Annotated in this window: 24 protein-coding genes and 6 tRNA genes; 13 read left to right on the top strand and 17 right to left on the bottom strand. The window is 40.9% G+C overall.

The window, feature by feature from the left end; translation table 11 throughout:
* Positions 1-40: 40 nt before the first annotated feature.
* The 8 genes from GSQ84_RS27325 to GSQ84_RS27290 all read left to right on the top strand — a co-directional run bounded on the left by GSQ84_RS27325 (position 41) and on the right by GSQ84_RS27290 (position 5,166).
* Positions 41-802, top strand: coding sequence for an MBL fold metallo-hydrolase (locus GSQ84_RS27325; protein WP_158800562.1), 762 nt, complete (start codon positions 41-43; stop codon positions 800-802).
* A 59-nt stretch (positions 803-861) separates the two neighbouring features.
* Positions 862-945: transfer RNA gene (locus GSQ84_RS27320), tRNA-Leu, on the top strand.
* Positions 946-1,161: 216 nt separating this feature from the next.
* Positions 1,162-1,650 (top strand): hypothetical protein, encoded by a 489-nt coding sequence (locus GSQ84_RS27315; RefSeq protein ID WP_158800561.1) that lies wholly within the window; start codon positions 1,162-1,164, stop codon positions 1,648-1,650.
* A 273-nt stretch (positions 1,651-1,923) separates the two neighbouring features.
* A tRNA-Leu gene (locus tag GSQ84_RS27310) sits at positions 1,924-2,007 on the top strand.
* Between the two features lie 298 nt (positions 2,008-2,305).
* On the top strand, positions 2,306-3,340 hold the full coding sequence (locus tag GSQ84_RS27305; RefSeq protein ID WP_158800560.1) for an LLM class flavin-dependent oxidoreductase: 1,035 nt from the start codon (positions 2,306-2,308) through the stop codon (positions 3,338-3,340).
* Positions 3,341-3,422: 82 nt separating this feature from the next.
* On the top strand, positions 3,423-3,854 hold the full coding sequence (locus GSQ84_RS27300) for a DUF2147 domain-containing protein (RefSeq protein ID WP_158800559.1): 432 nt from the start codon (positions 3,423-3,425) through the stop codon (positions 3,852-3,854).
* Positions 3,855-4,871, top strand: a complete 1,017-nt coding sequence (locus GSQ84_RS27295; protein WP_158800558.1) for a YCF48-related protein — start codon at positions 3,855-3,857, stop codon at positions 4,869-4,871.
* Positions 4,872-4,881: 10 nt separating this feature from the next.
* Positions 4,882-5,166: a SelT/SelW/SelH family protein gene (locus GSQ84_RS27290; RefSeq protein WP_158800557.1), complete on the top strand. Its 285-nt coding sequence runs from the start codon at positions 4,882-4,884 to the stop codon at positions 5,164-5,166.
* On the opposite strand, the gene GSQ84_RS27285 is transcribed toward GSQ84_RS27290, so the two are convergent.
* From GSQ84_RS27285 to GSQ84_RS27240, 10 genes are all read right to left on the bottom strand, one after another.
* A complete protein-coding gene (locus GSQ84_RS27285) occupies positions 5,163-6,812 on the bottom strand; it encodes a M28 family peptidase (protein WP_158800556.1) in 1,650 nt (549 codons plus the stop codon). The genes GSQ84_RS27290 and GSQ84_RS27285 overlap by 4 nt on opposite strands.
* A gap of 64 nt (positions 6,813-6,876) precedes the next feature.
* Positions 6,877-7,794, bottom strand: coding sequence for a hypothetical protein (locus GSQ84_RS27280; protein ID WP_158800555.1), 918 nt, complete (start codon positions 7,792-7,794; stop codon positions 6,877-6,879).
* Between the two features lie 135 nt (positions 7,795-7,929).
* A complete protein-coding gene (locus GSQ84_RS27275) occupies positions 7,930-10,263 on the bottom strand; it encodes a GMC family oxidoreductase N-terminal domain-containing protein (RefSeq protein WP_158800554.1) in 2,334 nt (777 codons plus the stop codon).
* A 1-nt stretch (position 10,264) separates the two neighbouring features.
* Entirely contained in the window at positions 10,265-11,971 is a 1,707-nt protein-coding gene (locus GSQ84_RS27270) for a metallophosphoesterase (protein WP_158800553.1), read from the bottom strand.
* Positions 11,968-13,356 carry a patatin-like phospholipase family protein gene (locus tag GSQ84_RS27265; RefSeq protein WP_158800552.1) on the bottom strand — a complete coding sequence of 463 codons (1,389 nt, stop codon included), beginning with the start codon at positions 13,354-13,356 and terminating at the stop codon, positions 11,968-11,970. Before GSQ84_RS27265 ends, GSQ84_RS27270 begins: the two co-directional genes overlap by 4 nt.
* Positions 13,357-13,358: 2 nt before the next feature.
* Positions 13,359-13,787: a DUF4345 family protein gene (locus GSQ84_RS27260; protein WP_158800551.1), complete on the bottom strand. Its 429-nt coding sequence runs from the start codon at positions 13,785-13,787 to the stop codon at positions 13,359-13,361.
* Positions 13,771-14,157 carry a patatin gene (locus GSQ84_RS27255; protein ID WP_158800550.1) on the bottom strand — a complete coding sequence of 129 codons (387 nt, stop codon included), beginning with the start codon at positions 14,155-14,157 and terminating at the stop codon, positions 13,771-13,773. Before GSQ84_RS27255 ends, GSQ84_RS27260 begins: the two co-directional genes overlap by 17 nt.
* Positions 14,154-14,642, bottom strand: coding sequence for an anthrone oxygenase family protein (locus GSQ84_RS27250; protein WP_158800549.1), 489 nt, complete (start codon positions 14,640-14,642; stop codon positions 14,154-14,156). Before GSQ84_RS27250 ends, GSQ84_RS27255 begins: the two co-directional genes overlap by 4 nt.
* 3 nt (positions 14,643-14,645) lie before the next feature.
* On the bottom strand, positions 14,646-15,536 hold the full coding sequence (locus GSQ84_RS27245; protein ID WP_174238702.1) for an acetoacetate decarboxylase family protein: 891 nt from the start codon (positions 15,534-15,536) through the stop codon (positions 14,646-14,648).
* Between the two features lie 10 nt (positions 15,537-15,546).
* The gene (locus tag GSQ84_RS27240; protein WP_158800548.1) at positions 15,547-16,554 is read right to left on the bottom strand and encodes an esterase; all 1,008 of its coding nucleotides are present in this window, start codon (positions 16,552-16,554) and stop codon (positions 15,547-15,549) included.
* A 398-nt stretch (positions 16,555-16,952) separates the two neighbouring features.
* On the opposite strand from GSQ84_RS27240, the gene GSQ84_RS27235 reads away from it, so the two are divergent.
* The 3 genes from GSQ84_RS27235 to GSQ84_RS27225 all read left to right on the top strand — a co-directional run bounded on the left by GSQ84_RS27235 (position 16,953) and on the right by GSQ84_RS27225 (position 19,503).
* Complete coding sequence (locus tag GSQ84_RS27235) at positions 16,953-17,768, top strand: SDR family oxidoreductase (RefSeq protein WP_158800547.1); 816 nt, start codon at positions 16,953-16,955, stop codon at positions 17,766-17,768.
* Between the two features lie 37 nt (positions 17,769-17,805).
* A complete protein-coding gene (locus GSQ84_RS27230; protein WP_158800546.1) occupies positions 17,806-18,708 on the top strand; it encodes an AraC family transcriptional regulator in 903 nt (300 codons plus the stop codon).
* A 174-nt stretch (positions 18,709-18,882) separates the two neighbouring features.
* Entirely contained in the window at positions 18,883-19,503 is a 621-nt protein-coding gene (locus tag GSQ84_RS27225) for an NAD(P)-dependent oxidoreductase (protein ID WP_158800545.1), read from the top strand.
* Between the two features lie 89 nt (positions 19,504-19,592).
* Here GSQ84_RS27225 and GSQ84_RS27220 read toward each other — a convergent pair.
* The 5 genes from GSQ84_RS27220 to GSQ84_RS27200 form a co-directional block, all read right to left on the bottom strand.
* Positions 19,593-19,677 (bottom strand) — tRNA-Leu (locus GSQ84_RS27220).
* 49 nt (positions 19,678-19,726) lie between these two features.
* Positions 19,727-19,799 (bottom strand) — tRNA-Gly (locus tag GSQ84_RS27215).
* Between the two features lie 47 nt (positions 19,800-19,846).
* A tRNA-Leu gene (locus tag GSQ84_RS27210) sits at positions 19,847-19,931 on the bottom strand.
* A gap of 46 nt (positions 19,932-19,977) precedes the next feature.
* Positions 19,978-20,050: transfer RNA gene (locus GSQ84_RS27205), tRNA-Gly, on the bottom strand.
* A 137-nt stretch (positions 20,051-20,187) separates the two neighbouring features.
* Positions 20,188-20,673 carry a regulatory protein RecX gene (locus GSQ84_RS27200; protein WP_158800544.1) on the bottom strand — a complete coding sequence of 162 codons (486 nt, stop codon included), beginning with the start codon at positions 20,671-20,673 and terminating at the stop codon, positions 20,188-20,190.
* A 75-nt stretch (positions 20,674-20,748) separates the two neighbouring features.
* Between GSQ84_RS27200 and GSQ84_RS27195 the strand changes: the two genes are divergently transcribed.
* A complete protein-coding gene (locus GSQ84_RS27195; protein ID WP_158800543.1) occupies positions 20,749-23,208 on the top strand; it encodes a bifunctional UDP-N-acetylmuramoyl-tripeptide:D-alanyl-D-alanine ligase/alanine racemase in 2,460 nt (819 codons plus the stop codon).
* Between the two features lie 9 nt (positions 23,209-23,217).
* Positions 23,218-23,823, top strand: coding sequence for a DUF502 domain-containing protein (locus tag GSQ84_RS27190; RefSeq protein WP_158800542.1), 606 nt, complete (start codon positions 23,218-23,220; stop codon positions 23,821-23,823).
* Here the strand turns inward: GSQ84_RS27190 and GSQ84_RS27185 are convergent.
* A complete protein-coding gene (locus GSQ84_RS27185; RefSeq protein ID WP_158800541.1) occupies positions 23,820-24,527 on the bottom strand; it encodes a TIGR00730 family Rossman fold protein in 708 nt (235 codons plus the stop codon). The genes GSQ84_RS27190 and GSQ84_RS27185 overlap by 4 nt on opposite strands.
* Before the next feature lie 18 nt (positions 24,528-24,545).
* Positions 24,546-26,024 carry a sodium:solute symporter gene (locus GSQ84_RS27180; RefSeq protein WP_158800540.1) on the bottom strand — a complete coding sequence of 493 codons (1,479 nt, stop codon included), beginning with the start codon at positions 26,022-26,024 and terminating at the stop codon, positions 24,546-24,548.
* Positions 26,025-26,064: the final 40 nt, after the last annotated feature.

The following is a 26,064-nucleotide window of genomic DNA, read 5'->3' as shown; positions in this document are numbered from 1 at the left end:
TAATGATTAATTTTGAAATTATGACTTTAACTATTACATTTTGAAAATCACTATTCTGGGTACAGGTACCTCTCAGGGAGTTCCGGTAATCACGTGTCAATGTGAAGTCTGCCAGTCGGAAGACCCGAGGGATAAGCGTTTACGGGTTTCTGTGATGCTGGAAACCGGAGATAAGACCATCGTAATTGATAGCGGTCCTGATTTCAGGTACCAGATGCTGAGGGCAAAAGTAAAAGACCTGGATGCCATTGTTTACACCCATGAGCATAAAGACCATGTAGCGGGACTGGATGATATCAGGCCTTTTAATTATCTGCTGAAAAAGAACATTGACATTTATGCTACGGAAAGAGTTCAGGAAGCTTTGAAAAGAGAGTTTTCTTACATTTTTGCAGATAAAGTTTATCCGGGCAGTCCGCAGATCAATATGCATACTATTGACAAAGCGGATTTTTATATTGGTAAAACCAGGTTTATTCCGCTGGATGTGATGCATTATAAATTACCCATTCTTGGCTACCGCATTAATGATTTTACCTATATCACCGATGCAAAGACGGTTCCGCAGGCTTCCATAGATAAAATCAGGGGAACAAAGCTGCTGGTGGTTAATGCACTGCAGCGAGAGGGGCATATTTCTCATTTTACACTGGCTGAAGCTATCGCATTTGCTGAAGATATAGGTGCGGAAATGACTTACTTTACGCATATCAGTCATAATCTGGGTAAACATGCTGATGTAGAAAAGGAATTGCCTCCAAATATCAGGCTGGCTTATGATGGCTTAAGTCTGGAGATGTAGTTTTTTAAAATATCTCTTTAAACTATTCTTAATAAATCTATATTTGCAACACAGAACCTACCCGGGTGGCGAAATTGGTAGACGCGCCAGCTTGAGGGGCTGGTGCTGGCAACGGCGTGGCAGTTCGAATCTGCTCTCGGGTACAATTTAATTTTAACCCCTTGTAAATCATGATTTACAAGGGGTTATTTTTTGTGATCTTAGCCCGGTTAAACTTCAGTATTCTATTTTTGAGTATGAATATGTCTCTTTTGAACATGTTGTTATTTTATTTAAATAAAATTTGTAATTTAAATTAACATTTGTACATTTGTTTAACTATTAGCTAATGCCTGTATGTTATGCCAAAAAGGAGATTTATGTTTCATACGCAAGGATATGATATACCTTACTTAAAGAAACCCATACTATGTTCAAAAGACAATGCGTGGTTAGGTCATGGATTTTATTATTGGCTGGAAGAAGGGGATGCAATTTATTGGGGGCAAACAGCTAAAAGGAATTATAAAAAATTCGGTGTTTATGTTTCGGATATAGATTGTGAAAATATTTTAGACACTGTTTTTAACGAGGAGCATTACATATTTTGGATCAGGTCAATTGATAAGGCAGTAAAAAATTTATATAAAACCACTAACAAAAAGCCAACTATCGAATGTGTAAATGCCTATTTGATGCAAAAAGGTGGCTGGGATAAAAGTATAACCGGAATCATGTTTCAAGATCTTCCGGTAAATGATAAAATATTAAAAGTGGCTGGCTTTTATTATAGAAAGAGAATCCAGCTGGCAATATTTAACAATAAAATAATTATTAACTTCATTCATAACTTTGATGGTGAATGCTAAAAATCAGTATTATGCTTAATTTAAAAGAACTCGAAGAATCACTAGACAAAGCTTTAAATAGCGAAACATATGAATCTCTTATGGCCTGGTATCAGGAAATAGACAATAGAGACGCAGAAACAAGCAATTAGAGCGTACAAGCAATTAGAGGGTAAATGAGGCAGTAAACTGCCTCTAAAAATACCTGTGGCTTTTTTTAAATAATTTTATATCATTTAAGAAATAATGCTACATTTGTCGCCACGACAGGAAGCTCTATTTAATGTTGTCAATGCCCGGATGGCGAAATTGGTAAACGTTGCGGTCTCAGAAGCCGTTGGAGTAAGATCCTTGAGAGTTCGAGTCTCTCTTCGGGCACGCATTGTGTAAAAACCGTCTTCTATTTTTTTAGAAGACGGTTTTTTGTTTATTGGGTCATCCGTGCTGACTGACTATTGCCTGATATGTTCCTATAGAATGATTGATCAGTTGACCTATCTCTATTGATCAACTAGCTATCCTGGTTCACTCATACAAAGAAAAAACTTCAAAAAATCAATTGATCATCTTCAATCTGTATGTAAAGTCAAATCTTACAGGAGTATAAATGTTTATCATTTCTAATCTCTAATTTTATACAAATCGCCTAATCAGTTGCGTTGAAAATAGATTAAAAATGGAAAACGAAATAGACCAAACAACAGGAATTCCTTATTCAGTACTCGATCTTGCTACTGTAATAGCCGGAAGTACTCCTGTTGATACTTTTAAACATAGCCTTGATCTGGCAAAGCATGCTGAAGCATTGGGTTATACCCGCTATTGGCTTGCAGAACATCATAATATGATCAGTGTAGCCAGTTCGGCTACTTCAGTATTGATCGGATATATCGCCGGTGGTACAAAAACCATTCGGGTAGGCTCGGGAGGTATCATGCTGCCTAACCACTCACCTTTAGTTGTGGCGGAACAGTTTGGAACCCTGGCTTCTTTATATCCTGACCGAATTGATCTTGGCCTTGGCCGTGCGCCGGGTACTGATCAGATTACAGCAATGGCCATTCGTGGCAGCCGCTTTAATGCTGCCAATGATTTTCCTGAAGATGTACAGCAGCTGGAAGATTATTTTTCTGAAGATAATATGAATAGCCAGGTTAGGGCAATACCTGGTGAAGGCCTTGATATTCCTATCTGGATTTTAGGTTCCAGTACGGATAGTGCCCGCTTAGCTGCAGCAAAAGGACTTCCTTATGCTTTTGCAAGTCACTTTGCGCCTGCACAGTTCCTTACGGCAATAAAGATATACCGTGATAATTTTAAACCTTCAGAAAGACTTAAAAAACCTTATGTGATTTCCTGCATCAATGTGGTTGCTGCAGATACGGATGAAATAGCAAATAAACTGGTTACCTCTTTACTGCAATTTTTTATGGGCGTCATCACAGGCCGCCGCAGGCTTTTACAGCCACCGGTAGACAGCATGGATGACATCTGGAATGCACAGGAAGCTGAAGCTGTAGGGCAGATGCTGGGCTGTTCTTTTATTGGCGGACCAGAAACGATTAAACAGGATATCCAATCCTTTATGGACCAGACAAAGGTAGACGAAGTAATGGTTACCTCACATATTTATGACCATAAGGCAAGGCTGCATTCTTATGAACTCTTTGCTGAGATCATGAAAACGGTCAATGCCCCTTTAGTGAGTTAGAGGAGCTGTTGAAGATTTTATCCTTTTCCTTTTGAAGCGGAACCGCCAATGTGTAATTTAGCTTTACACTAAATATAAATTTATGAGACACATTTCAATGGTATTGCTGTTCACAGTAATATCTTTAACAGGTTTTGCCCAGAACAAGGACGCTATTCTGGGCCAATGGATCAATTCTACCAAAGAAGCACATATAGATGTTTTCAAAAAAGGAGATAAGTACTTTGGTAAGATTGTCTGGCTGAGTGCCAATAAGGATGAAAAAGGAATTGTTAAAACGGATCTGAAGAATCCTGATGCTGCTTTGAGAAGCAGGCCAATCCTGGGTATGGAGATTCTTAGGGATTTTGTTTATGACGATGGTAAATGGACTGATGGTAAAATATATGATCCTAAGTCTGGTAAAACTTATAGTTGCAATATGAATATTAAGGAAAATGGTGATTTAAATATGCGTGGTTATGTCGGTATCTCATTGTTGGGCAGAACTGAAGTCTGGAAAAGAGTTAAATAAATGAGGATATTCTTTTATATTTTACTGTTCCTGCCTTATACAGTTTTTTCGCAAACCTACGAGCTGGGGTCATTGACTACAGAAACCAATACCAGTATCAGGGGGCTTTCAGTAGTTTCTGATAGTGTAGCCTGGGTGAGCGGAAGTAATGGATTTATAGGCAAAACAACTAATGGAGGCAAAGCGTGGAAGTGGGTTAAACCGAAAGGTTATGAGAAACTTGATTTTCGTGATATTGAAGCATTTGACGAAAATAATGCGGTGATAGTGAATGCCGGTTCTCCAGCCTATATTCTCCGTACAAACGATGGCGGTAAAAACTGGACAGAAACGTATAAAAATCTAGACTCGGCCATATTCCTTGATGGAATGGATTTCTGGAGTGAAAAAAAAGGGATCATCTTCGGTGATCCTGTTAAAAACCATATGCAGCTTTTAATTACCGAGGATGGTGGGCTGAGCTGGAAAGATGCCAGTGCCAACCTTGGGATGGATATGGCTCCCGGAGAAGCAGCTTTTGCTGCGAGCGGCACCAGTATCAGGACGATGCCCGGTGGAAGAGTGTGGTTTGCTACTGGTGGTGCGAGATCCAACATTTATACTTCCGATAATTATGGCGTAAACTGGAAAAAATATAATTGTCCCATTTTGCAGGGGTCAAATAGCAGCGGGGCCTTTTCACTCGATTTTTATGACGCCAATAAGGGGATCGTGGTGGGCGGAGATTACCAGAAGGATAAGGAAAATACAAATAATGTGCTCTTAACTTTTGATGGGGGGAAATCCTGGGAAAAACCTTTTCGTCCTGTTTTTGGCTTTCGCTCCGGGGTGATCTGGTTTGATGAAAAAAACTGTTTTGTGACGGGCACTTCAGGAACAGATGTATCAAAAAATGGAGGGCAGAACTGGTACCATATTTCTGATGACAGCTTTAACGTTATAAAAAAGGCCAAAAAAGGTACGCTGGTTCTGCTGGCAGGAAACAAAGGACTGATCTATTCATTAAAAGTAAAATAAGAGTTATATCATGGCTAAACCTACCGTAAGTATAGAATATTGTCCCAAATGCGGATGGATGCTGAGGGCAGCTTACATGGCGCAGGAGCTGTTAGGCACTTTCACCGATGATCTGCATGGGGTATTGCTGCAGCCGAGTGAAACAGGCGGTTCCTATATTATCAGCATAGATGATCATATCGTCTTTGACAGAAAAGAAATGGGCCGTTTTCCTGAGATCAAGGAATTAAAACAATTGATTCGTGATGTGGTAAATCCTGAAAAAAGTTTAGGCCACTCTGATAAGACAGCCTAATGGTTAGTACTGAAAATATCACCTGTATTCCAAACTGGTCTTGAAATGCCCTGTGCTACCAGATAACCAATTAAAAAGTTAAGCTGCGCATATTTTTTTCCGGCTTCAAAATCAAATATCCCGTTGATATCATCTTGTGGTTTATGGTAATATTTGGCGCGCCATTTTACAACCGTTTCGTTCAGGTTGTTTTTTCCGTCGGCCGTTTTATTGCCATATTTAATGTGTAGTGCAGGTATTCCGGCAAGGACAAAGCTGTATTGATCACTGCGTGTAAATCGTGCCTGTTTAGGTTCCGGATCCGGTTCTACGCTGATACCCAGGTATCCGGCGGCTTCATCTACCTGTTTAGCCAATGAAGAATGTTCGGCACCTAAAGCAGTAACCGATAGGAGCGGTGCAATAATCGTTGGCATGTCTGTATTTACATCCGCTACCATACTCTTTACCGGTACTGTGGGATGCATGGCAAAATATCCCGATCCCAGATCTCCCAGCTCTTCACCGGTTACCATTACAATCAGGATGGAACGTTTTGGTTTCACTTTGATGTGATTGTATATTTTGGCAATGCCCAGCAGACTGGCTACACCAGAGGCATTGTCGTGCGCCCCGTTATAAAGAGAATCTCCTTCAACAGGTTTGCCTATGCCTAAATGGTCCAGGTGAGCACTATGAACAACATATTCATTCTTAAGTATTGGGTCGGAGCCTTGTATTTTGCCTATCACATTGTAACTGACGATGTCTTGATAAACAGAGTTATAAGCTACATTTATACCAAAGGAAGGGAGTGAAAAAGATTGTGTTTCTCCTGCTTTCAGCTTTTCTGCAACACTTTCTATCGTTTTACCCGAACCTTTAAATAAAAGGTTCAGAAATTCATATTTTACGGAAGCAAGAAAACTCAGCTGACTGGAATCATAGGTACGAGATACAGCTACTTTTCCTTCGTTATCTATTACACTATACACTCCATTACTGAGGTTGGGCAGCATTTTTATGGTAGAATCTGAAGTGCTTAAAATTACCCCAACAGCACCATGGGCTGCTGCTACTTTTAATAAGGTACTGGTGTTCATGCTATGTGCCGCGACAGATGAACTGAATTTATCTGGTGAGCCACGCATGATGATTACGGTTTTACCTTTGACATCTATGTTTTCATAATCATCGTAACCTAATTCAGGTTCGCTGATACCATAACCAGCAAACACCAGTGAAGATGATATTTTTACTGCCGCAACTGCCGGATTAGGGTAAATCACATAACTGTTATTGCGTATACCCAGCTCGCCGGTCTGCCCGTGAGATAAAGAAAGTACTGCATTCCGGGTAAATGCCTTTCGGAAGAATACCTTCTGAAGCCATGTACCATTTTCTCCTGCGGGCTGGACGTTTAATTCTTTGAGGCGTTTGATGACGTAATCAACTGCCATTTGGTAACCTTCGGTTCCGGGTAAACGTCCTTTAAGCTTGTCATCTGCCAGGTAAGTAATATCTCCCTTAATTTCGTCCGGTTTAACCTGCTCCAGGGATTCTTTGATATTATTATTTAGCGGAATATGCTGTGCAAAAACCAGCTGGCCTGATGACAGGGCTAAAACAACGGAGAAAATAAAGGTATAGGTAAATTTAGCGCTCATAAAAGATAAATTGTGACGTTACAATTTACAAATTAAATTTTGTTGCCCCTGTAATATTTATGCGTCATTGTCCGGCTATCGCCACTGTACTAATAGAAGCTACTGAGCCATTAAACAGGCTAATGCCAATTCCAAAGCCAATCCAGGGTTTTTTATTGAAGATCCAGCTTTTCTCTATGTCGGTTGTGGTGTTGATATAATCGATACCTACGCCCAAGGTAAAGTTGATGTTTTTATAAGCGATTAAAAAGCTTACTGAAGGAGTGATTGCAGGCCGTTCACTGGTGGTTAATACATGGCCTGTAGTGGAAGCACTATCTAAAGTGATAGATGTTAATGAGATACCTAATATTCCTCCTCCTGCCCAGTTTTCACTGAATTTATATTGGGCAAATATCGCAGTACCCAGATTCAGGTTACTTGTAAATTGTCCTTTGGTAGGCCTTAGTTTAAAAGGATTGGTTAATGTACCTAAGCTAACTGTCCATTTGGTAATACTATCGGCATAGGCGGAAACTGAAGTATTTGCCTTATGGCTGCTGAGGGTAAAATACCTGATGTTGTTGCCGACAGATTTACTGGTAATGGAATCATTTTCGGGGTTACTTTTAACATTGTAGGTGAGGCGGTTTTTTAAACTGGCACTGGTATATTTGGATGTATTGGGGCTGTTCTTTTGCCTGGCCAGTTTAAAGGGTAAGAATTTAATGGTCAAGTCTCCATTTAAAGAATCTATATGTTCGATGGTAAAACGGGAACCTTTGTAAGCGATTACAGCTGATCCTTTTTCCTGGCCAACAGCATTACTATTGGTAACCGTTTCATTCTGATCAAAGATAAATATTTTACCGTTTTGGGTTCTGCTATTGTAAGAAAGTGATTTGGTAAAGGGGAGGGTTTGTGAAAACGCCGTATTGATCCCTAATAATAAAACTATTAGAACAAGTTTTTTCAGGCCATATATTTTTGTATCATCTAACATATATATACATTAATTTACGGCAATATTTTAACCCCGGACAGGGACATCTGGCCCAAATTGCACCCTGATCTCTAAATAAACAGCCCCATTGCTGAATGAACAACAATGGGGCTTAGCAAAGTCAAAGAAAAATTATTAAAAGAATTTTTTAAAGTAGGAATCGATAATTTCCGTGCTGAAAAATTTGGAAAATGATTCCACCGCCTTTAAGCCATCCATCATATTTGTTTCATTTACGGCCTTCATCGTAGTCATCTGCGTGGCAAAATCCTGCGGGCGTATTTTTAAAATTCCTTTCCCTAAAATCTGTGTTTTATCGACATCTGTATAAATCGTGGTATACAATACAGTGGTAGCATGCCATAGATCAAAAGGTGATCTGCCATCCACTTCTTTATAACCATAAAAATAATATGACTTGCCATCGTAAGTATTGAGCTGCATATTATATTTCATTTTTAAATGCTCCGGATTATCTTCATCTTTTACAAAGAGGTTAAACAAACCATTGCTGATGGTTAATGGATAATCTGATAATGCGGGGGCGATTACCGTTCCGCTCATATATCCGGGGTGCTGCGGATCGTTTGCAAATTTATCTATGCTCTCCGTTTCGATAGTTAACGTAAATAAGATAGGGGAGCAGTGCTGTTCTCCTGTTTCATAGCCTTTTTGGAAATCATTTTTCTCGGCAGTGCTGAAAAACCCTTTCATTGTTTCGGTAAATTGCACAGCAGTACCAGGTAATGTCAGTTCAGATTTTGCCGGTGGAAAATCATAACGTGTTTCCAGGTTCATTCTTCTCAGGATAATTTTACAGGCGCGTTCTGCCAATGCTGAAATCGTGAAGAGCGGATTGGTGCCCAGTGGAAGTGGTACAATAGATCCATCAAGTACATAAAGACCGGCATGAGTGGTACTGCCGCTATCGCCGGCAAATACATTTCCGATGTGATCGGTTACCCCCATTGATGCATCTTCTGCCATATTACATCCGCCGAGCGGGTGAACCGTTACCAGTTCATACTTCAGCAGTTTGCTCCACAATATATTCCTGATGAAAGTGCCGCCCAAAGCTTTCGTTGCATCGAGCATTGCCTTTTCCACCTTTTTAAAAATCTCTTCCTTGCCTACACCAGGCCAGTTAATGGACAGTTTCCCGTTGTCTAAGTTCATTTTCCCGCTTCCATCGTCGTGCGTCATCACCAGATAGGTTTGGGTATGGCTGGTAGCTCCGTGGTATGGGCCGCGGATAAGACTATTCGCCTCTTCACCACAATCTCTCAGCCAGTCGGAGAAACTGCCATTGGTATTATGCCCGATTGCAGATGACAAGGATAGTAAACTTACATTCATCAACGAAACAATCGGCGCAGGAATAGTTCCCTCTTCAAAGGTCATTCCGTCCTCCAGCACAGGTTGGTTGCGCATATCTATGATACTGGTTATACAGGGGCCAACCGGTGGATATTTAGCATCATCACAAAGTTTTCCTAATCCCATACCGTTAATAGGCTGTTCGCAATTGTAAGCAAATCCCAATACATCGCCATTGCCTGTAAAATGTTCACCCAATTTTGAAGAGAGAGGTAAGCCCGCTTGTTTTGAACGTAATAAAATCTCGGTACTGCCCAATGCGCCGCCTGCAATGATCACTTTTGCAGAACGTACAAATTGTAGCGGCGCATTAAATTTATCCCTTTCACTGCCAAATACCTCAAAGTAAGTGATCCAGTTATCACCGCTCTTTGCTACATGGTTCACATCAGTATTGCAGAATATCTCAGTTCCATAATTTACCGCATCGGGTAAATAGTTCATGATCAACGTGTTTTTTGCGGAATGATTACAGCCGGTAACACAATCGCCGCAGTTGTTACATTTTTTTTGTTCCACGCCTACATGGTTCAGCCCGCTTTTAAATGATACATTGATGTCTGTATAGTTAAAAGGCTGACCCATTTGCTCAGCAGATATGCGCATGGCTTTTGATTTTTCCAGTTCCGGATATCCATCTGTATTTGCCGGGTAGGTTGAAGGTTTAAGCATCTCATATGCTGCCTGGTAACCTTTTTCAAGACTATCCATGTCTTCCCTGATTGCCGCTGGCCATCTTTTATCGTTAAAAACGGCGCTTTCTGGTTTGATGACCACACCTGCATTTACCTGCGATGTACCACCTAAACCACAGCCTTTAAATACGGATATACCCTCACCAACATGGAAGTCATACAAGCCGTTTTTTACGGCCTGCCGGTCATTTGTATTCAGCTGCATTTCGGCTTCTGCTTCGGCCAGGGTATCCGGGTATTCGCCAGGTTGAAATTCTTTGCCTTTTTCCAGCAGGCAAACGCTAAGACCTGCGCGTGCAAAGCGGCTGGCTGCAATGCTTCCGCCGTATCCGCTGCCTATGATAACCACATCATAAAAGGGTTTCAGATCTGTAATAGATTTTGATAACTTTCTCATTTTAGTTGCTTTTTATAAAGACTGGTTTTTCAATCAGATGAATTTCGGGCAGCTCGCCCTTAATTGAAACACCGTTGGCATAATTGACAATGCTCCATTTTTTTGTTGCTTTTTTTATGCCGATTGGGTAAATGGTCAATCCTTCCTGGTTGATGTGTAGCTTAAGAAAACATTTATAATCTTCGCAGGCCAGGGACGAGGAAGCCTCATTGATATGATTGCCAAACAGGATGTTGGACAAGAATAAATATATCCCCATGATAAAGCCACCCCATATTCCACCGGCTGCTACCAGCATGATTAAGAATGCGGCGATGCCAAAAGTAGTATGTAAGCAGGGCAGCTGGGCCATTAGCCATATCATGGCATAGATGGATATACATTGCAGCAGACCATGCAGCGCGCCGAACCATTGAACTCCTCTGGCGTAAGATGTAGTATCTGTAAATTTCCAGAAGCCGGCAATCAGCGAAATGGAAAGGACACTTAAAAAGGGTGTATTGATCAGGACATTACCCAGATAAATGCTGAAATTTGCAAAGGAATGCTGACAGGAAAATGATAAAGTGCTGCTGTCCGAGCTTCTTAGTAACCAAAAAAACAAAAGGTAAATGCCACCCAGCAATGCTGAAAAATACCGGTTTTTAATAAAGAAAAGGAGATTGCCCGTGAGCAGTTTGTACGACTGTGCCCTGTCGGGGAAAGTGGCGTGAAGTTTTAAATTTTGTTTTACTTTATTGAGTTTCTGCGGCAGGTTATGTGTGAGGTGCAAAAATGCGCCACCACCTCCGGCGCCAAAATAATGATTGGCCTCCAGTCCGCTGTCGTCTGTGCAGTAATGCGAGTAATGGTGTAAGTCGCCAGTGATGATTGTAGCTATCTGGTAGCCCCTTTTCACATCATTTACCTTGAATCCTGTAATATAGAAGTCGATAAAAAAACGGAAGCGATCATAGCTGGTGTCATCCTTAACCAGTTCTTTGTAAATCCAGGCGGGTTCTGCGGTGATGAGGATTACTTTACTGTTCGGTTGCATATGATTGGTGGCAATTTCCAGAAAGTAGTCCAACTGCGGTTTGTCGATATCTTCATTAAGCTGAATGTCTGTGGCCCATATCCAGTAATTGTTTGGTAAGGGTCGTGCAAAATAACTTCTGGGCTGTTTGGTTTGCCAGTTGCCAATCATTCTTTGCTGACAGAATAATTTTAGAAAACCACTCAGACCGTCATACCAGTCGTGGTTGCCGGGGATAGCATATAAGTGAGGGATATCGTCTTTTACACTATTTTCTGGTAAAGCGGACTGAAAGGGAATACTGAATTTTTGTTTGTACAAGCCTCCCGCAGGAGTAGGGTAAACCTGGTCGCCTCCAAGCAGCAGCAGCTTACCGCGCGGCAATATTTTTTCGCTGTCATCGGGAAGATGAACTTTTAAGTCTTTCTGTGCGGCGAGTGAAGCCACGGAGAAAGTAGGGTTAAAACCATCACCCGTGTCACAGATATAGTCAATCCAGATTTCCTGTCTACCAGCATATTCTTTTTGGTACTCTTCCCATCCTTCGTCACTTAAAGGCGACAAGGCAGCTTCCGTTTCGCGCCGGTCTGCATAGTTGCCAAAAAGTGCCGAAACAACAGAACGTAAACCTGTTTGAAAAAGCATTCCTGGTTCAAACCAGTTTACCATTTTTGAAGGTTTGTAGGGTTTCATTTTTTTTGATTAAAGAGGTTTGATAATAATTTGTGCTTTATTTTTATTTTTCCATACCAGCCGGTATCTGCATTGACGTTGAGGTAAAAGGCATTTTTTATGCGGTTGATGGCAGGCTGAATAAATAGCGCTTCCTTTCCTTGTGTTTCGTCTGAACCGATATTGACCATCGCAGTTTTGTTATCAAGGCCAAGAACCAGATCAACTATACTGTTCAGTTGCATTTTTATGCAGACCGTATAGTTTACCGAGTGGTAGTTGAATTTAAATTCACTATTAATTGTTGCTGCCCGACTAATGGTAAGGGTGTTTTCAAATCCGGATATTAAATCGCCCTGATCAATAGAAATAGAAGCATATTGCTGATAGACATATTCCTTGTTTATCTCTCTAATGAAAAAGGACAGGTTTATGGTGACAGCACATTTTTGGCCTTCTATAACGATTTTGCCTCTAAACTGCTGTCTGAAGTGAAGACTTGCCGCTGCGGTTTTCATTCCGGAAGATTGATCCACGGTTTTATCAGTGTCAAATATTTCGTCAGTGGCTAAGTATCGCCGGGTATCTGCATAACCCATGTTGATCAGCGTATCCGCATTTATTTTATTGAAGAGGAAGTCGGGATCTAATGGCAGTGCATATTCAGGTTTAATGATCCGTAAGGTGACAGGCTGCAACCCATTTTGTATGTTGCTGGTATTGACCTGACGGAGCCACTCAATTTCTGCAAAGAGGCCACCATTGGCACTGATTTCAATCATATGTACATATTGATTGAAGGAACCATTTAAATATTCACTTGTATTTCCGATGCACCATACCAGCCATATCTCCTCAGCACCGCGGTTTACCGCTTCCGTAAGGTTCGCATCTTTAATCCATACCGCATCTGTATACCAGTTGTTATTGATCTGAATAGCCGGCATAAAAATGGGAAGTGACATGCCGGCAATCAGGTAGTCTTCATTTACAGCCTTCCCGTCTATACATTCAATAGTTTTTTTAGAGAAGTTGCAGACGTTAAAAGTGGCGTCGAAGGCTGTGTTTTCATTTATCTTTTTCGCGTTGATCCCCAAGGCCGGGAATATTCTTTTACGTATGCCGTTTGCACTGCCCAGCGCAGACAAGGTATGCTGACTGAGATAATCCTTTAGAGGCATTGCCGACATAAATCCTTTGAGATTTAACTTTCTCCATCGTACGGCGGTTTCTTTAGGTGTAATGCCCGATGCAAGCATTGCCGTACCAAAAATACCTCCTGATGTGCCATCTACGTGATTAAAGCTGATGCCGGCTTCCTCCAACGCGATCAGCACCCCGGCGTGGTAAGCAAGGCGCACACCACCACCGGCAAGGATCAGGGAACGCTTATCTTTTGAAAACATGTTTATAGTCTTTTGTTTTTAAGCGTTACCCTTGAATAGAGCAGAATGATCAACCAGATGGACAGCTCTAAAAAAATAAAGAAGATGTAGGCAGGCCTTGGCTTTCCGTCGACAAAATAGGAGAGTATACGTTCCAGTGTTCCGAGCAGCATAATGCCCAGAAAAAAGTAATTGAATTTTTTCTGCGTATAGATCTCCTGTCTGAAAAGAAGGCCAAAGAGACCGAATCCAAACTCAACGCTTTTCATGAAGCGGTATTGATTGAGTGCGCTTGCCATTGATTCATGGTCGATGTTTGTTTTAAATATGGTGGTTGCGTACACTTCAAAACTTAGAGGACCCCATTTGGGGACCAATAGGCCGAGCACGCCTCCAATTAATACCAGAAAAAGACAGTAAGCGTAAAAACTGATGTTATTGATGATCTTCATTTTTAGTAAGTAAGAGGTAGATAAAAAATAGAATAGCTGACAGTAAATCAAAGGAAGCAACCAATGCTGCTTTACTCAGGAACAGGTGATGGTGTATCCCTATAAATACTGCGATGGAAGCACCAAGTTTTTGTAGTGCCCCCCATAAAAAGGCTGCGCGATTTGAATGTGCACTGTAAAGTGCGTGAATGATGAGGCCGCCGAATAAAACCATAAACATTGCTATGGTGGCAAATAATTGTACGGTTACTGGTGTGATTTCTGCTCCGATCTGGCTGAGTATAAATTCAGTGTGGATCAATTGTACGAGTCCGGATAAAACAGTGGTAATTGAAATGAGCAGGATAATTAACCTGATGAATTTTTTCATGATTGAGGATTTTTAGAGGATTGAAAAGCTAAAACTGAATAGTACACTACCATCAACAGCCACATCACGGTCCATATACAGACCCGCAGGATGTTCAGGTGTATCCATGCTTTTAATACAGTTTTTAGTTCTGCCGGATCAGTTATACCTGCTGCCATCCTGTTGTTGTAAGGGAAAATATAAACTATGGTAACGGCGGTGGTGATGATGATAAGTAGAAGAATAAGGATGGGATACCACTTTTCGGGGCTTCTGAATTTTTCAATGATCATTACTGCTGAGCATAACATCATTAATTGGGTCATGTAAGTAAAAAAGTGTGTTGCCGCGGTAACCTGAGGAACAAACTGATTGTAGTAGGTTGCTGGTGTAAGGTCTGGTGCAATGGGAAAGGAGAATAATGCCAGTGACCATCCGGTTCCGAAATACATAGAAAGGCAGGCAAATAAAACCGCTTTATTAATAGTAAGTAGATATGTCTTCATCGCTTATATTTTGAATTTTTCATAATCAGTAATAGTTGGTGAAGGAAGCCAGTCTTCATTGAGTTTAAGGTCGATCACGCTTGAAAAATCTTCGGGGGTAACGTTCTGTGGTTTATTGTCGTAGGTCATAAACCAGCATTCAAAATGGTCGTCTAAAACACCGTTTGCATTGGGCATAAAAGCCGTAAAAAGAGGGTTGCTTTCAATTTCCAGATCCCGCATGTATGCAGTACGCGGATGATCACCTATATATAAACTGCCTTTAGCTTTTTTACCTATTTTAATACCTGCTTTGGCATCAAAATAGATATTGGAGGCCATCAGCATATTGCGGAAGTGACTGTAATTTACCGTACCTACATTTAGCGGGAAATTGCAACTATTAGGTTTATCTATTTCTATCCGAAAGGCAAATTTGCCATCAAGTTCATACTGGGCAGATACCTGGTTGTCAGTGATTTTGAAGTCGAGGTTTGCCTGGTGTTTGGGCATTCCCCAAATTCCTTTTCCGCCTTTTACAGAAACTTCTGTACTTACCGGCAGTTCCAATATATATTGGCCGGTGTGATAGTGTTTCATGAAAACCGCCGGCAACATTCTTGGTGCTGGTTTTGGCCCTCTTGTACAGGCAATAGCAATACTGTATTCAATGTATTTACCAATATTGGTATGGAGGTAATTGATCACAGTGACCATGAAAATGGCTTTGCCATTGATGTATTTTACTGCATGTAGTTCATTGCCCGGTAATAGTTGATTTGCTTTATCATAATCGCATAAAAAAGCAGCCATTAAAGCAGGTGAATTTTTAGTCGCGACCGGCATGGTAAACGGCACCCCGTCTACTAAAGCATAACGTCCGCTATAATTCTTAATCCTTTTTGGTATTCCCATTATATTTGTTTTAGTTTTTGAGTTCGTAGATCATAGCGGGGAAAATGTCTTTGTATGCATTTTTACCCATAAAAATATCCAGGTGGCTATAGGTATCATAGAGATATAACTTATGGTAGTCAGGCTGGTAAGCATCAAAGAAGTTGAACGTATTTACCTGACTGGCGCTTCGAAAACACTTGTTCAGCTTACCGGCAAAAAATGCAAAACGGGCATTTGTTTTTGGTGCCGATGTGCTATAATTGATCTTTCCATCAGCAGATACGAGTGCACCTGCAGTAATACATTTTGTAATATGATCGAAGAACGACATCGGGACATAGCCAAATTCTTCCCTTATCCAATTTTTGGTGGTATCGGTCAGGTTATTGAGTTCCCATAAAGCCGGATGGCCAACGCCATAGGTAAAACTTACGAATTTGCCTACGCTGGTGTCATTTTCCCGGTGTGTAAGGTTAACCAGTGAGCGAAATAGTTTTGATTTCAGATCAGGCGCCTCATCTCCCCAGTGTGGATTGAGGTAACTGGTCATCAATTTAACTATCGGGACAAGGCCTTTTATTTTTATTTCTGAAGCCCGGGACACTACAGGATGTAAGGAGACGGCATTGCTGATAATCGTTGTAACCTGTGGTATCAGTCCTTTTATTGCAGAGATCATAAAACTGGTTGATCCCTGACAATGAATGATCGCTTTTATAGTTGAGTATCCTGTTAATCTGCATACTTCTTCTACAGCAGCAGGATGATCGTTGTCTGCAACAATATCAAGGTTCCATTCATTATTTTCACATTCCATGCTTCCGCGCCAGTTTTCCAGCCACACATCATAGCCAGCTTCGGTTAAGGCATCAAGAAGATTTTTATCATTTGGGGCATTGAAAATATTACTTCTTACACCTGCACCATGCACTAATAAAACAGGACCTTTTGTTGGGCTTTTAGCAGGTTGTAATCTCCATAAATTGCATTTAAAACCATCGTATGATTCAAATGGGAATACATCAAAAAAATGCATATAAATAAAATAATTGAATAAAGAGGTTAATAATTAAAAATTAAATAATCAATCAATCTTTTATATCACATTAAGTATATTTTTTCGGATAAATAGGTAAAATTTATCTTGTATGTATCTTATTATGAGAGCATTAAAAGACAGGTTTATATTGGTTATTTGAAATTATATAATTAATAAATTCAAAACAAGATCTTTTCTCAAAATTTTGATTTTTTGTATTTATATAGCTGATTTAAAGTGATTTAATTGAGTTGTTGGGTTGATTGGCAGGTTTGATGGCAAATTTGTTTTATATATAATTCGATCAAACCGTAAAACGGGTAAGTGATCCAAAGAATCGGGTAAGCCAGCATTAACTGTAGCCCGCATCTTTGTATAAACAAAAGAATAATATCATGAGTAAAACAGTAATTATCACAGGAGCATCGTCAGGGTTCGGCAGGGAAACCGCCAGGTTATTTCAGGAAAAAGGCTGGAACGTAGTTGCAACAATGCGATCACCTGAAGACGAACAGGAACTTGGTGAATTAGAAAATGTATTGGTAATCCGCTTAGATGTACAGGAACCAGAATCAATTCAAAATGCTATAAAAGCGGCTATCCAACATTTTGGAGGCATAGATGTATTGGTGAACAATGCGGGCTTCGGTTTGATGGGTGTTTTTGAGTCTGCTACACCAGAACAAATTCGCAAGCAATATGCCGTTAATGTATTTGGGCTGATGGATGTGACGAGTGCTGTGTTGCCACTAATGCGGAAGCAGGGTAGCGGTCACATCATTAATATATCTTCCTTTGGAGGTCAGATCGGATTGCCTTTCGGCAGTTTATATAACAGCAGCAAATTTGCGGTTGAAGGATTTTCAGAATCGCTTTCACACGAAGTTTCTGCATTTGGCATCTCCGTTAAAATTATCGAACCAGGTGGCGTAGCTACTAATTTCAGAAATGGCCTGGAAATGATTAAAAACGAAATTCTGGAGTACAATCCAATAATGGGCAATTTTTTTGGGCGCTATCAATCAACCACAGGACATTTGCCAAAAGCTACACCTGAGGATGTTGCCCATTCGATATACGAGGCTGCAACCGACGAAAAAGCACAATTACGCTATGTTGTCGGCGAGGATGCCCAGTTTTATATCGATACAAAATATGAAAACAGCGATCAGGATTTCATAAAGATAATGCGTGATCGTTTTGTAAATTAGTAAATTGCCCATTGGGTTGTGATTTAATTGAGTTGTGATGCAGGAAAAATATATTGACGTTCAAACAATTAGCGAGGTGCATGAATTATGGGGTTGCGGTAAACCGCGTCATCCTCTGGTTACTGTTATTGATTTAACAAAACACCATTTTCAAGGGGATAGAAGCGGGCTTTCCTACCGGCTGGACTTTTATACCATTTTCTGCAAAAAATTCAGTGGTGTGTTACGGTATGGCCGCTCGTATTACGACTTTAGCGAGGGCTCGCTCATGTTTACTGCACCAGGACAGGCAACCAAACCGATATCTGCCCAGTCACTTGAAGAAGGCTGGGCACTGTTTTTTCATCCGGATCTGATTCATCATTCTCCGCTTGGTCAAAGGATGGGGCAATATTCCTTTTTTAATTATGAATCAAATGAGGCTCTGCACGTCTCCGAAGAGGAAAAGCTTGCTTTGTTCGACTGTGTAAAAAAGATTGAACAGGAATGTGGTCAAAATGTGGATAAGCATACACAAACCTTAATCCAGAATAACATCGAAATGTTGCTGAATTATTGCAGCCGCTTCTATGACCGTCAATTTTACACCCGTGAAAAAGTTAACACTGATGTGGTACAGGCTTTCGAAAGATTATTGAAAGATCATTTTGCACAGGATACACTGATAAACATTGGGCTTCCGGGGGTGAAAAGATTTGCCGAACAGTTGAATCTATCACCAAACTATCTTTCGGATCTTCTGCAAAAGTTTACTGGAAAAACAACACAGGAACATATTCACTTACAGTTGCTTGATAAGGCAAAAGCTTTATTATTGAGTACTGGCAAATCCGTTAGTGAAATAGCTTACATGCTTGGTTTTGAGAATCCACCACATTTTACCCGGCTGTTCAAGCAAAAGACAGGTTATTCTCCGAGCAATTATCGCAACCTCAATTAAGGGCAGCTATTTTTAATTTATTGACTTCACGCGCTTAACGACGCGTATTACTTTGATATGATCAAATAATCATATCATATTCAGACTGGTGTTTATGAATTTTATTAAATAATAATTTATGTGTGTATTTGAAGGTTTCTCTAGTGTAAAAGATGAAGGAAAAGGAGATTTGCTATGAAGGTTCTTTTGCTTGGGGCAAATGGCAGGACTGGCAGATTAGTGATGAACCAGGCTATTGCGATGGGGCATGACGTGAGCGTGCTGGTACGTCATGTCGGTTTGTCCTTCCCGATTGGCGTACGAGTTATTCCAGGTGATGCTTTAGATGCTGAGCGTGTGCAGTATGCTATGCATCTTCAGGATGCTGTGATAGTATGTATCGGTGGAAATGCACCGTGGATGAACCAGACGCTGGAGCGTGAAGCAATGCAAAACATTGTTTCCGCAATGAAGAAGTCTGTGACTGGCCTGTTGCTGGTAGTATCTGCAATGGGAGTGGCTGAGAGCGCAAAACAATCACCATGGTGGTATCGCTACTTGTTAGTGCCGACATTTTTACGTGGAATTACAGCCGATAAGACTGCAATGGAGGCGATTGTTCGCGAAAGCGGACTTGACTGGATAATTTCGCGTCCACCTGTTTTAACCGACGGGAATGTGACAGGGGAGGTACGGGTTTTAGTAAAGGGAGAAGTGGGCCATATGATTACGAGAGCTGATCTGGCAATGTGGCTGGTGGAGCAATTGGAGAGTCGTGTTTACGTGGGGCAGGCTGTGGTTGTGGTGAACAGCTAAATGGGTGCGTTATAGAAGCGAATAAATCGAAGCTTATAAAAACAAGAAAAGCAAGTTGTTACTATTAACAACTTGCTTTTCTGTTTGAGTACTCAGAGCGGGAATCGAACCCGCACGACTTTTAAGGTCACAGGATTTTAAGTCCTGCGTGTCTACCAGTTCCACCATCTGAGCAGGTGTAAAACCTTTTAAAAATAAAAGCCTTCAATAAAGAAGGCTTTAGAGCGAAAGACGAGATTCGAACTCGCGACCCCGACCTTGGCAAGGTCGTGCTCTACCAACTGAGCTACTTTCGCATTGGTATGGTAATGTTATTGCTGTATATAGGATACAGGTATTATTGTACTCAGAGCGGGAATCGAACCCGCACGACTTTTAAGGTCACAGGATTTTAAGTCCTGCGTGTCTACCAGTTCCACCATCTGAGCAGGTGTTAACCTTTTAAATAAACATATCCGGTAGGAATACATTTAGAGCGAAAGACGAGATTCGAACTCGCGACCCCGACCTTGGCAAGGTCGTGCTCTACCAACTGAGCTACTTTCGCATTGGTTTTATTGAACATCATCCGATGTTTCCCTTCCTGATTCAAGTTAAATAATGATTAGCTTCTTTCCGTTTGGGTTTGCAAATATAAATACTTTTAGATTACTGTCAAGTTATTTTTGATAATAAATGGAGGGCTTAGCTTAAGTTATTGTCCTTCAGTACTTCTGAAATTAAATTACTCTCAAAGCCTTTGCCCATGAGGTAGGTAATGAGTTTATATTTCTTTTTATAGACATCTTTTTCTATCAATACAGCCGATTTTTTCTCTGCAGCGGCAAGGATAGTCTTAAGATATTCGTCGTAATCAATCGCATTTAATGCCTTAATGATCATTTTCTCCGGAATCTTTTTCAGTTTCAGTCCCTGTTTGATCTTTATCTTGCCCCATCGCTTGATATTGAACTTTCCGGATACATAAGCATTGGCAAAACGCTCTTCATTCAGAAAGTTAGTGGTGATGAGTTCTGTGATCACTTCTTCTACCTCATTATGGTGTAATCCCCAGTCGTAAAGCTTATCTCTTACTTCCTGCTGGGCGCGTTCCTGATAGGCACAGTAACTCTCTGCTTTAACTAAAGCAGTTCTTTTATCGTATATAGGTTTTGCTCTTTCTTTTTCCAAGGGATGATTATCAACTCATACAAATATCTGCATTATCTTTTTACTAAATTAGCGCCATTCCATTTAACCTGACCCATGATTGAAAACAGTTACCCTATTGAGCATATTGCGGAATTATTAAACGTTGAATTTTTCGAATTAAAATATGAAACCTTAATCAATACGCTGCTGATTGACAGCAGGAGTGTAAGAAGGCCTGATACATCGCTGTTTTTTGCCCTCTCTGCAGACCGCGATGGGCATGAGTTTATCGGTGATGCATATGCTAGCGGGATCAGAAGTTTTGTGATCAGTAATCCGGCTTATGCAAATACTTTTCCTGATGCAAATTTTCTGCTGGTGCCGGATGTACTGGAGGCTTTACAGCAACTGGCTATCGACCGTCGCAGTCATTTCGATTATGATGTTTTGGCGATTACCGGAAGTAATGGTAAAACAATCGTTAAGGAATGGTTATACCAGCTGCTGGCTTCAGATTACAACATTGTGCGGAGCCCTAAAAGTTTCAATTCCCAGATAGGTGTACCTCTATCGGTATGGCAGATCAATAATGAGCATACTTTGGGGATCTTTGAGGCTGGTATTTCAAAGAATGGGGAAATGGGCAGGCTTGCTGAGATTATACAGCCTACCATTGGCATACTGACAAATATTGGAGAGGCACATGCAGAAGGGTTTTCTTCTGCAAAAGAAAAGCTGGCGGAGAAACTGAAGTTATTTAACGATGTTAATCTTTTCATTTATTCCCCCGATTATACCGGATCGCTGGCAGACAAAAAGCTGCCGGGAAGAAAGAAGTTCTCCTGGAGTACCAGGACTAAGGCCGATCTGGAAATTCTTTTTGTAGAACCTATCAAGGGAAGAAGTTATTTAAGGGCAGTTTATAAAAAGGAAGAAATTGAGTGTTTAATTCCTTTTAGTGACAGGGCTTCGGTAGAAAATGGAATTATCTGCTGGGCAACCTTACTGGCCTTAGGTTATACCCCGCAGGAAGCTGACCTCCGTTTGGAGAAACTGACCGCAGTGAATATGCGTCTGGAGTTAAAAAATGGTATCAATCAGTGTTCCGTGATCGATGATTCATATAGTGCCGATATTTCTTCGCTGGCCATTGCACTTGATTTTTTACGGCTGCAAAACCAGCATCTGAATAAAACGCTGATCCTGTCTGATATTTATGAAACCGGTAAAACAGACCAGGACCTGTATACTGAAATTGCGGCCCTGCTGAAACAGAAACAGGTGAACCGCTTGGTTGGTGTAGGCCCGCATATTAAAGCTTTTGCTCAGCTTTTTCCTGTGGAAAGTTTGTTTTTCGAGAGCACCCAGGATTTTGTTAATAATTTCCCTGCCATACATTTTGCTAATGAAACGATCCTGGTAAAAGGAGCGAGACGTTTTGAATTTGAACGGATCAGTAAACTGCTTACCCAGAAGGTTCACGATACCGTGATGGAAATTGACCTGAGCGCTTTAGCTGGTAACCTTAAGTTTTATAAGTCGAAATTAAAGCCCGGGGTAAAGGTAATGGCGATGGTGAAGGCCTTTTCTTATGGTAGCGGAAGTTTTGAAATTGCCAATCTGTTACAGTACCATAAAGTGGATTTTCTGGCTGTAGCTTATGCAGACGAGGGCATTGCTTTGAGAAAAGCCGGTATCACGCTGCCTATTATGATCATGAGCCCCGAGCCATATGCTTTTGAGGCCATTTTAAAATACAAGCTGGAGCCTGAACTTTACAATCTGGATATCCTGAAAGCCTTTATTGAGTTTTTGCCCGATTCGCAGTATTATTATCCTGTGCATTTAAAGCTTGATACCGGTATGCACCGCCTGGGATTCGAAGAGCCTGATCTGACCAGCCTATTGCCAATTTTAGTAGCTACAGACAAGATCAAAATCGTTTCGGCTTTTTCACATTTTGTGGCCAGTGAAGATCCGCAACATGATGAGTTCACAAAATACCAGATACAGCGTTATTTGGATATGAGTATTGAACTGAGGGCAGAGCTGGGTTATGATTTTATCCGCCATATTTCTAACACTTCGGGTATTACAAGACATCCTGAAGCACAATTGGATATGGTAAGGATTGGTATCGGTTTATATGGTTTTGACGGAGGACTAAAAGGGAACCAGGGGTTACAAACAGTAGCTATACTTAAAACAACCATTACGCAAATTAAAACTGTTGGTCCGCTGGAAACCGTAGGATACGGGCGCAGGGGAATACTTCCTGAAGGAGGAACAATCGCAACGGTTAAAATCGGCTATGCCGATGGGTACCGCAGGTCTTTTGGAAACGGAGTAGGGAAAATGCTGGTCGCCGGAAAACCTGTTCCAACAGTAGGATCTATTGCAATGGATATGTGCATGCTGGATATAACCGGCCTTGATGTTAAAACCGGAGATGAGGTAGTTGTTTTTAATGATCAGCTCACTATTGCCGATTTAGCCGAACAGATTGATACCATCCCTTATGAGATTTTAACAAATATTTCCCAAAGGGTTAAACGAGTGTATTTTTATGAGTAATTTTGGGCTATGAATAAGATTGGAAGGGCTTTACTAAATTATTTGATCAAAGGATTGTTGATCGTATTGCCCATAGCACTAAGTATTTACATTGTGATCTGGGCGGTGACTACAGTTGATAGCTGGCTGAATGTAAATAATATTCTGGGTGTTGATCCAATAACAGGTGCAAGCAGAAATATCCCTGGTTTGGGATTGGCACTGGTGATCGCCTTAATCCTGGTAGCTGGTATATTCGTGACCAATTTTGTAACCGAACCAATGTATAGTTGGTTTAACCGCTGGATGAAACGCCTGCCGGGATTGAATTTTTTATATTCTTCTATTAAAGACCTTGCCGAAGCTTTTGTTGGTGATGAAAAAAAGTTTAACCACCCGGTACTGGTAGAGATGAATAGTGATATTAAAAGAATCGGGTTTTTAACCCAGAGCGACCTGAATGTTATCGGGCTGCCCGGTGATTGTGTTGTATATTTTCCCTTTTCCTATTCTTTTGCCGGACAGGTTTGTGTGGTGAATAAAGATAAAATCAAAGAATTGAACATGAGCGCTGCCGAAGCTATGAAATTGGTTGTATCAGGAGGGGTTAGCCATATAACCCCTCAAGATTTTTAAAAATTCGGTTTCAGCACATATTTATCATAGAACCTGAAAATATGTTCTGCAGCTTCTTCGGCAGTATCTGCCAGTCTGAACAGGTTCATATCTTCAGCATGGATATTGTGTTCTTTTCCCAGCATGGTGCTTTTTATCCATTCTACCAAGCCTCCCCAATAATCTTTACCTAACAATACAATAGGGAAACGGGCAATTTTACCGGTCTGGATTAGGGTGATCGCTTCAAAAAGTTCATCCATGGTACCCATTCCTCCGGGTAAGACGATAAATCCCTGCGAGTATTTCATAAACATTACCTTTCTCACAAAAAAATAGTCGAACTCCATTAACTTATTATGGTCTACATATTTATTATGGAACTGCTCAAAAGGTAGTTCTATATTTAAACCTACAGATTTTCCACCGTTCATATGGGCGCCTTTATTTCCAGCTTCCATAATACCCGGTCCGCCGCCGGTGATCACACCATAACCACGGTCGGTTAATAATTTGCCGCATTCTACAGCCATCTCGTAATATTTGTTGGTTTCTGCTGTTCTTGCAGAACCAAAGATGGAAACACAGGGGCCAATTTTAGCCAGTTTCTCAAAACCGGCCACAAATTCAGCCATTATTTTAAAGATCTGCCAGGAGTCAGTTACCTTAATTTCCTGCCAGTTTTTGTTTTCAAAAGCACTTCTTATTTTATCTTCGCTTGTCATTATGTTGCTTGTTTATCATTAAAATTCAGTTTGGGTAACAGTAGATTTGCCTGTTATCCATAGTAGTAAAAAGGTAATCAGACCGTTTAAAACGATCAGTTCGAAACTCATGGCATAACCAAACCACTGCATACTGTGGGTATTGATCACAAAACACAGCAGGGGAGAGATGATACAGATATAAGGTACCAGCCGGTCTGCCACAGCTTTCCGGGTGAGCATTCCAAAGGCAAAAAGGCCAACCAGCGGCCCGTAGGTATATCCTGCTGCGGTAAATATCGAATTTACCACCGAGTCGTTATTGATGGCTTTGAATACCAGGATCACGGCTACCATCAGGAAAGAGAATCCAATGTGTACCATGTGACGCTGATTGACTAGTTTTTTATCCTGCTGGTCTTCTTTTTTATCAAAGTGTAAAAAGTCGACGCAAAAGGAGGTGGTTAGTGCCGTTAGTGCCGAGTCTGTTGTGGCGAATGTAGCCGCAGTTAAACCGAGCATAAAGATAATTCCGGGAATAATATTCAGGTGGTTCAGTGCAATCTCTGGATACAGATGGTCGGGAGTTTTTAAAGCGGTCACATCGATGCCGTTTTTTGCCGCGTAAATGTATAACAGGGCACCCACACTCAGAAAGAAGATGTTCATCACCACAAAAACCCCGGTAAAGGTGAACATGTTTTTTTGTGCTTCTTTAATTGTTTTCATGCTCAGGTTCTTTTGCATGAGGTCCTGATCCAGCCCGGTCATGGCAATGGTGACAAATATCCCGCCCAGGAATTGTTTAATGAAATGGGATTTACTGCCCATAAAGTCTTCCCAGAAAAATATTTTGGAGTAACTGCTGTTTTTTACGGCTTCAAATGTGCCTGTAATATCCAGATTGAGGGATTTGGAGATGAAAATAATGGATAGGATAACCGACAACAGCAGAAATACGGTCTGCAGGGTATCGGTAATAATGATTGTTTTTAATCCCCCTTTATGGGTATAGATCCAGATCAGTAAGAGACACAGTACAATGGTTAACCAGAAAGGGACGTTCCAGGCGTCAAAGATGAATTTCTGTAATACAATAGCTACCAGGTACAGCCTGAAGGAGGAGCCTATAGTTCTGGAGATCAGGAAAATCACTGCCCCTGTTTTATAACTGTATTTACCCAGTCTTTTTTCCAGGTAGGTGTAAATTGATATCAGGTTCATCCTGTAATAGAGCGGCAGCAGCACAGTGGCGATGATGATAAAACCAACCGCATTACCCAGTACAAACTGAAAATAGCCAAATTCACTTTTGCCGACAGCCCCGGGAACAGAGATGAATGTTACGCCGGAAAGCGCAGTGCCGATCATTCCAAAAGCCACCAGATACCACTTTGAGCTCCTGTTCGCAATAAAGAAAGACGCATTGTCTGACGAATTTCTTGAGGTGAAATACGCTACGCCTACTAAAAGGGCAAAGTATCCTAATAGAAAGGACAAAAGGATGGCTGGGGTCATGTTTTACAGAGGCTTTATAGGCTAATGTAAGAAAATCATA

Source organism: Pedobacter sp. L105, from assembly GCF_009765875.1.
In the GTDB taxonomy this organism is placed as follows: domain Bacteria; phylum Bacteroidota; class Bacteroidia; order Sphingobacteriales; family Sphingobacteriaceae; genus Pedobacter.
This window is presented reverse-complemented; position numbering and strand designations above follow the sequence as displayed.